Source organism: Streptomyces apocyni, from assembly GCF_009739465.1.
Lineage (GTDB): Bacteria > Actinomycetota > Actinomycetes > Streptomycetales > Streptomycetaceae > Streptomyces > Streptomyces apocyni.
This window is the reverse complement of the sequence record NZ_WHOM01000072.1, coordinates 354,208-363,131: the sequence shown is the minus strand read 5'-3', so window position 1 is coordinate 363,131 and position 8,924 is coordinate 354,208. Positions and strand designations below refer to the sequence as shown.

Annotated in this window: 7 protein-coding genes; 2 read left to right on the top strand and 5 right to left on the bottom strand. The window is 71.3% G+C overall.

Annotated features, from left to right (window positions below; genetic code table 11):
• Nucleotides 1–146: 146 nt before the first annotated feature.
• Nucleotides 147–908, bottom strand: coding sequence for a GOLPH3/VPS74 family protein (locus GCN81_RS26945; protein ID WP_156727095.1), 762 nt, complete (start codon nucleotides 906–908; stop codon nucleotides 147–149).
• A 176-nt stretch (nucleotides 909–1,084) separates the two neighbouring features.
• Between GCN81_RS26945 and GCN81_RS26940 the strand changes: the two genes are divergently transcribed.
• Both GCN81_RS26940 and GCN81_RS26935 read left to right on the top strand, forming a co-directional pair.
• Complete coding sequence (locus GCN81_RS26940; protein ID WP_156727093.1) at nucleotides 1,085–3,451, top strand: D-alanyl-D-alanine carboxypeptidase; 2,367 nt, start codon at nucleotides 1,085–1,087, stop codon at nucleotides 3,449–3,451.
• Between the two features lie 181 nt (nucleotides 3,452–3,632).
• Nucleotides 3,633–5,573, top strand: coding sequence for an MFS transporter (locus tag GCN81_RS26935; protein WP_156727092.1), 1,941 nt, complete (start codon nucleotides 3,633–3,635; stop codon nucleotides 5,571–5,573).
• Between the two features lie 7 nt (nucleotides 5,574–5,580).
• Here GCN81_RS26935 and GCN81_RS26930 read toward each other — a convergent pair whose 3' ends face one another.
• From GCN81_RS26930 to GCN81_RS26915, 4 genes are all read right to left on the bottom strand, one after another.
• On the bottom strand, nucleotides 5,581–6,498 hold the full coding sequence (locus GCN81_RS26930) for a MerR family transcriptional regulator (protein ID WP_156727194.1): 918 nt from the start codon (nucleotides 6,496–6,498) through the stop codon (nucleotides 5,581–5,583).
• Nucleotides 6,499–6,586: 88 nt separating this feature from the next.
• Nucleotides 6,587–7,114 carry a VOC family protein gene (locus GCN81_RS26925; protein ID WP_156727091.1) on the bottom strand — a complete coding sequence of 176 codons (528 nt, stop codon included), beginning with the start codon at nucleotides 7,112–7,114 and terminating at the stop codon, nucleotides 6,587–6,589.
• Between the two features lie 62 nt (nucleotides 7,115–7,176).
• A complete protein-coding gene (locus GCN81_RS26920) occupies nucleotides 7,177–7,932 on the bottom strand; it encodes an SDR family oxidoreductase (protein WP_156727089.1) in 756 nt (251 codons plus the stop codon).
• Nucleotides 7,933–7,945: 13 nt separating this feature from the next.
• Nucleotides 7,946–8,890, bottom strand: coding sequence for a LysR family transcriptional regulator (locus GCN81_RS26915; protein ID WP_156727088.1), 945 nt, complete (start codon nucleotides 8,888–8,890; stop codon nucleotides 7,946–7,948).
• Between the last annotated feature and the right edge of the window lie 34 nt (nucleotides 8,891–8,924).

The window sequence follows — 8,924 nt, the reverse complement described above, 5'->3', positions numbered from 1 at the left end:
CCCCGCGCGACCCAGCGGCTCCCGAACCGGGACTTGGGGGACTGCGATGCGGCGCTGATGGTGCTGGTGGAGCTGATGGTGCTCGTACTGCTGGTGGTGCTCGTACTGCCTAGGGTGCTGGTGCTACGTGCTGGGCTTGACCTGGCTCAGTGGGCCACGGCCCGCGCCATCGAACCTCGGCGCGGCTGCATCGGGACGCCGTTGACCGTGCTGCTGGCGGTGTCCGACGCGGTGGCCCGAGCTGGCTGGCGGCCGCCCGGTGCCGGTGATCGGCGCGGCTGTGCCGCCACGCCGTTCTGGACGTCCATCACGGCGTGCGCCACGAGGCCGCCCATGGGGTCGTGCCTGATCAGGTCCCGGAGCCGGGAGCGCGATGAGCGCCCTTCGTTCCCCGGGTAGAGGTGCTTGCCGAGTCCGACCGCATGGGCCAGCGCGGCGAGCGCCGCGGTCCGCGGGTCCGGTGGTACGCCGGTGCGGATCGCTGAGTCCAGCCGGGCCTTGATCTCCCGGCTGATCGCCGACTCCGTCGCCTGGTAGCGCGTCGTCGGCAGTACCCCGCACATCTGTCCCGCTACGGCATGCACCATGCCGCACCGCTCCAGATGCGAGAGATACGTCTGGCGCAGCCCCAGTCGGGGCCCGCCAATCCAGTTGACCGCGCGTACTGGAGCGCCACGCCTGCGTAGCAGTTCCAGTGCACAGTCCAGTGTCGGATCTCCTGTCGGCCGTGGTACGACCACGGCGATACGATCCCCGTCAGGGGCTATCCGTCCGGCCAGTGCCAGCTCTACTAGCTGCGCTCCGGCCAGACCGAGGTCGAGCGACTGCGGCTGCGCTGTGGTACCCGTGGTCGGGTCCAAAGCGAGCAGTAGAAGCTCCTCCGGAATCGTTCTGCGGCTCCTGCCCATCCATGCCTCCCCGCGTGGATGAATGACAGGGTGACCCCTCTCACATTCATCTGTCGAGAGCGCGTGGGCGGTTTGCATGGGAACCAGTAGGTATGTCGTTCTCGTCTACCACGGGGGTTAAGCCCGCACACAGGACACTGGTACATGGTTCGGACATCGCGTTAGAGGAGGCATCGGTGGCGGGCGAGACCCCCGACAGGTCGGAGCGGCGGAAGTCCGCGGGGAAGCCCGTGGCGGGGGAGGGCGATCCCCGGCTCGCGGTGTTCCGGGAGGGCGCGGATGGCGCCCCGGGCACGGCGGGTGCTCCGGGTACTCCGGGCACCCCGGCTCCGGATGAGGCGTCGGCTGGGGTCGACCAGCCGACGGCGGTCTTCTCGACGGAGGGCCTCGCGGCGAAGGGCCGGGCGCCGGAGCGTGTCGAGGCGAAGGGGAAGACGGACGACGCGCGACTGCGGGCCGCGGTGGCGGCGTGGGTCGCGACGTCGGACTCCGACTCCGATTCCGATTCCGACTCGGGTTCTGGCTCGGGGTCGGATGCCGCGCCTGACTCCGGTGCCGCGCCTGACGCGGCCGTCGCGTCCGCGAACAGTGCCCCCGAGGAACCGGCCGCACGGCCGGACCCCGCGGGCTCGCCGGACGCGGAACCGGACGCGGACCCCGTTGCGGACCCCGAGGCCCCGGTCGCGGACGACGCGCGCGCTGGGGAGAGCACTGGCGAGTCCGGGGTGGGCGACACCTCCGCTTCGACTGAGGCGGCGGACGGTTCCGCGGACGACTCTGACGAGCCCGGCGCCCCGGACGGCGCCGCCCGTGCGGAGTCGGTCGCCACCAAGCCCACCACGCCGGACGCCCCTGCCTCCGCCTCCGCCGCAGGTGCCCCTGCCGGGGGCGACGAGCCCTCCGACGCGGAGGCCGTATCCGCGGATGGCGGCGACGATGCGCCCGGCACCGGCACCGGCACCGGCATCGACGAAGGAACTGGTGCTGGTGCCGGTGCTGGGGATCAGGCGACCGCCGTGTTCAAGGCCGTGTCTGTGGGCGGTGGGGATCAGCCGACCGCCATGCTGAAGGCCGTACGGCCGTCGGAAGCGGAAGCGGAAGCGGAAGCCGAGGCCGAGCGGACCAGCAAGTTCGTCGCGCTCAAGCAGCTGGACGGCGCGCCCGGGACCGCGAAGAGCAGTACCCCGAGCAGCAGCAGTGCCCCCTCCGCCTCCGCGCCGCCGGAGGCGCCCGGCGAGCCCGACCAGACCACCCAGCAGCCGCTGCCGCCCAGGCCGCCGCTCGACCTGCTCGCCGAGCTCACGAACAGGCCGCCGAAGCCGGAGACCCCGGTCCGCAACGCGGTGCGCCGGGTCAAGATCTGGACGCCGTTGCTCGTTCTGGCGGCGGTGGTCTTCGCAGTCGTACAGTCCGCGCGGCCGCTGCCCGCGCCCGGCATCGAGCTCACCGCCGCTGAAACGTTCACGTTCGACGGCGACAAGCCGTCGATGCCCTGGCCGACCGAGGGCCAGGCGGTCGTCGAGGTCGACGGGATCGGCAGCCTCGGCACGTACGGCGAGCAGAAGGCGATCCCGATCGGCAGCGTCGCGAAGGCGATGACGGCGTACGCGATCCTCAAGGATCACAAGCCGGACGAGACCCTGACCGTCGACAAGCAGGCCGAGGACGACTACGTCAACGGCCTCAAGGAGAACGAGTCGGTCGTCAAGGTCAAGGAGGGGCAGGAGATCACCGTCAAAGAGGCCGTCCAGGCCCTGATGCTCCCCTCCGCGAACAACGTCGCCCGGCTCCTCGCCCGCTGGGACGGCAAGGGCGACGCGGACGTCTTCGTGGACAAGATGAACAAGGCCGCCGCCGACCTGGGCATGGACAACACCACGTACACGGACCCCAGCGGCCTTGAGCACAGCACCGTCAGCTCCGCGGCGGACCAGGTCAAGCTGGGCAAGGCCGCCATGGACATCCCGGTGTTCAAGCAGATCGTCCGGCAGCCGGGCTACCAGTCGACGACCTCCGACCGGGAGGAGAAGAACTACAACAAGCTCGTCCCGCTCTACGACGTCGTGGGCATCAAGACCGGCTCCACCACCAAGGCGGGCGGCAACCTGCTCTTCGCGGCTGAGAAGCAGATCGGCGGCAGCAGGCAGCTGATCATCGGCGCCGTCTTCGGGCAGCACGGCGTGCCGATTCTGGACACCGCGGTCGACAAGAGCCTGGAGCTGATCCAGCGCACGCAGCAGCTGCTCGAAGCGAAGACCGTGGTCAAGAAGGGTGATGTCGTCGGCGTCGTCGACGACGGGCTTGGCGGCAGGACCCCGGTGGTCGCCACGAAGGACGTCACCGCCGTGGGCTGGCCGGGCCTGACCGTCAAGCTGGAGTTGACCGACGGCGGCAAGACCCCGCCGCACGCGGCGAAGGCCGGAACCAAGGTCGGCGTCCTGAATGTCGGCGATGGCGACGGCGGTGCCGTACGGGTCCCGGTCGCCCTCCAGAGCGACGTCACCGAACCGGGCTTCACGACGAAGCTGGCCCGGCTCGGCTGACCTGGTCGGCCGGACAGGGGGAGCCCTCGGCGGGGCTCCCCCTGTCCGCGGCGCGTGCTAGCGTCCCGAGGATCGGGGCGGGGCCCGACACCACGGACGACGCACGCACCGCACGCAGCACGAAGCACGAAGCACGACGCACGAAGCACGGGACAACGGAACGACACGGGGAGAGCCTTCAGTGGCCACTGCGGGGCCGACGCGCGCAGATGACGACGCATATCCGGATGAGGGCGGTGCCGCCGAGGCCCGCTCGCGAATACAGCTGCCCGGACAGCGCACGAGTACGACCGCGGGCGCGGACACGGGCTCGCGCGCGGACACGCGCACGGACGCGGACACAGGCACGGGAGCAGCCACACCCGCCGCCCCCGCGCTCAACCCTGCCCCTGCCCCTACGCCTGCCCCCGCCTCCCGCCTCCACCAGCTGATCCGCCACCCCGTCACCCTCGTCACCGTCGCCGCCGCCGTACTCCACATCCTCTGGTTCTTCACGTTCGCCAACAGCGGCGGCGACCTCGCCGCCCAGGACGCCTGGGCCGAGTTCGTCGGCCGCCACCCGGCGTCCGCGTACAACCTCGCCTGGTACGGCGGGATGCACCCGGTGTCGTACAGCGTGGTGTCGCCGTATCTGATGCACGTGCTCGGCGTCCGTACGACGATGATGATGGCCGGGACCGTGTCGGCGGGCCTGATCACGCTGATCATGATGCGCACCCGCGTCGCCAAGAACCCGCTGCCCGCCGCGCTCGCGGGCCTCTTCGCGCTGTTGTGCAACGCCCTGTCCGGCCGGGTCACCTTCGGGCTCGGCCTGGTGTTCGCGCTCGCCGCGGTCGCCGCCGTCTTCTGCTGGCCGCACCGCTGGCGCACCAACCGCTGGGCGAAGGCGGCCGTCGCCGCCCCGCTGGCGGGCCTCGCGACCGCCGCGAGCCCGGTGGCCGGGCTGTTCACCGGGCTGGTGGCCGCCGCGATGTTCCTGCAGGGCAGACGCCCGGGCGCGTACGCCCTGGGGCTGCCGCCGGTCGCGGTGGTGGGCCTGTCCGCCTGGTTCTTCCCGTTCTCCGGGACGCAGCCGATGGCGATCGCGTCGGCCATCCTGCCGGTGCTGTTCGGGGTCTTCGTCTACGTCCTCTCACCGAAGCGGTGGAAGACGGTACGGATCACCGCCGCGATCTACGTCGTCAGCGTCGTCCTCGCGACCGCGCTCGACTCGCAGGTCGGCTCCAACATCACCCGGCTCCCGATGCTCTTCGCGGGCGTCGCGCTGATCGCCGCCCTGCCCTTCGCCGTACCGCGCACCGCCAAGTGGTACGCGCTCGCGGTGGCCTTCATCGGACTGAACGCCTGGATCGGCTTCAAGGCGCTCGACGACGTACGGAACACCACCCCGGCCGCCTCCTGGGCACGCGAGCTGGCGCCGCTGGTCAACCAGCTGAAGAAGGTCGACGCCCACAAGGGCCGGGTCGAGGTGGTACCGGCTCGCAGCCACCGCGAGGCATCCGCCCTGGCGTCGTACGTCAACCTCGGCCGCGGCTGGAACCGCCAGGCCGACATGGAGCGCAACCCGCTCTTCTACGACGACACCCTGAACTCCGCCAACTACCGTGAGTGGCTGCATCGCTGGGGCGTCCGCTACGTGGTGCTGCCCGAGGACGCGCCGGACGGCGACGGCGGGCAGCGCGAGCGGGAGCTCGTCGAGAACGGCCTGCCGTACCTGAAGAAGCTGTGGTCCGACCGGAACTGGCAGCTCTTCGAGGTCACCAAACCCACGCCGCTCGCCGAACCGCCCGCGACCGTGGAGCGCGCCGGGCAGGGCGGCTGGACGATCGAGGTGACGGCGCCTGGCCGGGTGCTGCTCCGTATCCCGTACTCGCCGTGGCTGGGCCTGGTCGACGCCGACGGCAAGATCGTCGAGCGGCCGAAGGAGACCGAGGCGTCCAAGGAGCGGGCGGAGGGCGAGCCGAAGGAGTTCGACAACGTCAACGGCTGCCTGGTGGAGACCGAGGAGGACGCGGCGGGCGACAAGTGGACGGAGCTGGTGGCGCCCCGCGCCGGGACGTACCGGCTGGGCGCGCCGTACGCGGCGCCTCGGGGCACACCGTGCCCCGAGGAACTGCGCTGACGCCGCCCTAGCGCGCGACTTCTACGCCCTCCACCGGGAAGGCGATGTCGCAGACCTCGTCATCGGGGCCCGCGGCGCACCAGTCCGCGAAGTAGATCTCCCGGCAGGGCCCGGCGATCGTCATGCCCTTCTGCTGCCCGATCCACGCCTCGACCGCTTCGAAGGCCGCGTTGATCTGCGGATAGGCGACCTGAGCCTTGGTGACCCGGGTGTACGCCAGGCGCCGGGCCGGTTCCACCCGGGCCCTCGCGTCGCGGGTCGCGTCGGCCCACGCCCGCGCGGCCGCCGCGTCGGCGACCGGCACACAGGACTCGGCCGGGCCGTCGCTCTCCTGCGTCACCTCCGCGTAGTACGCGACGAACGGTGGGCCGGTGAGGCCGCCACACTCCCGCGCCGCGTTCTCCAGGCGATCCAGTGACGTGCCGATGAAGGTCGGCAGCTCGTCGGCCAGGGTGTGCCGGGACTCGGTGATGACGTACTGCTCGGCTACGTCGACGACCTTGATCTCGAACTTCTCGTACATGGTGTGGCTCCCGTCGGAGAGTCGGCCACGGAGGTAGGCCGCGAGGGCGCGCTGTCCGGCGACGCGTTCCTCGACGTCAGTCCAGTACGCCGTGACCGCGTCGGCCGCCTGCGGACCGGGCAGCGTCAGCACCTCGCTGATCCGGGCCAGCGGCATGTCGAGCTGCCGCAGCAGCGCGACCAGCCGGGCTCGCTCCACCTGGTCCGTGTGATAGCGGCGGTAGCCGCTGGCCTCGTCCACGCGGGCCGGGGGCAGCAGCCCGAGGCGGTCGTACAGCCGCAGGGCCTTGGGCGACAGCCGGGCCCGGCGGGCGAACGCTCCGATGGTGAGGAGCTCGGTGCCGTCGCGGTTCGCGCCGACATCGGCGCCGACATCGGCATCCGCATCGGCATTGGGCACCATCCAGGCGTCGTTCACGGGCCCATCCTCCGTCACCGGGCGGGCTCTCCGCCCGGCACTGAAGACGATGGGCTCTGACCCAAGGGCAAGGTCAACCGCGTCCGTCGCGTCCGTCCCGGCTGTCGCGGCCGGGAAAGAAGTCCGCGTCCTGGACGTACTCCATCGCTTTCGCGAACTCCGGATCGCCAAAGCGGCGCTCCAGCTCCTCTGCGTCGACGTCCTCCACGCGCGTCTGAATCCACCAGAGGTTGCCGAGTGGATCACGGACCCGTCCCACCCGGTCCCCGAACGCCAGGTGGGTGACCTCGGTGACCGACGTGCCGCCCGCCGCGACGGCCTGTCGGTGTACGGCGTCGGCGTCCTCCACGTAGAGCCGGATGAGACCGGGTGTGGGCGGCCACTCGGGCGCCGTGTCGAACATCATGATGACCGAGTCGCCGATCCGCACCTCGGCGTGCCCGATGCGTCCGTCCTCACCCGTGAAGCGGCCCAGCTCCTCGGCGCCGAAGGCGTCCTCCACGTACGCGATGAGTCGGGCGGTGTCGGGGGAGACGATCCACGGCGTGACGGTGTGGTAGCCGTCGGGCACGGGCTTGACGCGAGGCTGAGGAGAAGTCATGACACTCACGCTAGGCCACAACTAGGCCCACTCTTGTCCTAGTTGAGACTGAGAATCGAGACTCAGATGCCACCCGCGACCCGCAGCACCGCCCCCGTTGCGTACGACGCGTCCCCCGACAGCAGCCAGGACACCGCGCCCGCGATCTCCTCGGGCTGCCCCGCGCGGCCCATGGGGATGGCGTCCGCGAGCTTCGCCGGGCGCTCGGGGTCCTCGTGGAAGCCGGTCCAGATGACGCCGGGGGCCACGCAGTTGACGCGAATCCCGTCGGCGGCGACCTCCTTGGCGAGCCCGACCGTGATGGCGTCCGTCGCGGCCTTGGTGGCGGCGTAGTGGACGTACTGGCCGGGGCTGCCGAGCGTCGCCGCCGCGGAGGAGATGTTCACGATCGCGCCGCCGCGCCCGGACGCCGTCATGTCCCGTACCGCCCGCCGCGCACACAGCAGATAGCCGAGTACGTTGACCTCGATGGCGTCCCGCATCCCCTGCGCGTCGGCGTCGGCCAGGCGGCCGTTGGGCCCGCTCACCCCGGCGTTGTTCACCAGCCCGGTGACCGGCCCGAGTTCGGCCGCAGCCTCGAAGAGGCGGTCGACGGACGCCTCGTCGGCGGTGTCAACGGCCACGGTGAGGCAGCGGTGCCCCGCGCCGTGGAGCTCGTCCGCGATGGCCTCCGCGGCGGCGGCGTCTGAGCGGTACCCGACGACCACCGCATGCCCGTCGGCGGCCAGCCTGCGGCAGATGGCGGCGCCGATCCCACGGCCGCCACCGGTGACTACTGTGACTGGCCGCTGCGCTTCGGCGGGGTGCTGCTGGTGCATGGGTGCGGCTCCCTCAGAGTGGGCGGTTTGGGACAGCGTAGGCCCCGTGTTTTCCGCCCTCCGATGTCCCAAACCCTCCTTTTCCTCCCCGCGCCTTAGGGGCGTGCGCGTCGGTTTGCCGTAGGGCTTGGCCGAGGGTCGCGGCGTACGGGTGGGGGTTGGTGCGGGGGTGGGCGTAGGTGAGGACGGCGGGCGGGGCGCCGGTGAGTGGCAGGTACAGGATGTCCGGGTCCGGATGCTGCGCGGCCACCGACACCGGGAGTACGCCGACACCGCGCCGGGCGGCGATGGCGTGCAGGTACTCCTCGACGTTGGAGGCTTCCGCGCCGATCTCGGGAGTGGCGTCGGAAGGCCAGTCCTGCGGACTGAGCGTGCCGCTCACGGTGTTGACGACGAGACAGCGGCGCCCGAGGTCGCGCCAGGTGACACGCTGTCGCACCGCGAGGGTGGAGCTCCGGGCGACCGCCGCGATACGCGGCTCCCGCAGGACTTCGGTGGTGACCAGTCGCGGATCGCGGACGGTCCCCCAGAGTAGGGCCGCGTCGACGGAGCCCTCGCGCAACCCGGCGGTGCGGTCGTCCCGGCGTACGGTCCGCACGAGGACAAGGTGCCGCTTCTCCAGCGTGGCCAACGCCTTGCGGCCACGCTGGAGGGGGAAGCCCCAGGCGTAGCCGAGGCGCAGTGGCGGGACCTGCGGCTGCGGCTCGGTGGGCTGGAGCGCCGTTTCCAGCTGGGGCAGCAGGACTTGGAGATCGGCCCGCAGGCGTTGCCCCTCCGCGGTGAGGCGGGGGTGGCGGGTGCTGCGGTCCACCAACGCCCGGCCCACCACCCCCTCCAAGCGCTGGATGTGCCGGGTGAGAGTGGGCTGGGATATGCCGAGGCGGTCAGCGGCCCAGGTGAAGTGCTCTTCCTCGGCGAGGGTGAGAAAGCATCGCAAATGGCGTAGACCGATATCCATGGGGCAATGCTAGCCAGTTGCCGCTGTCTTCCCA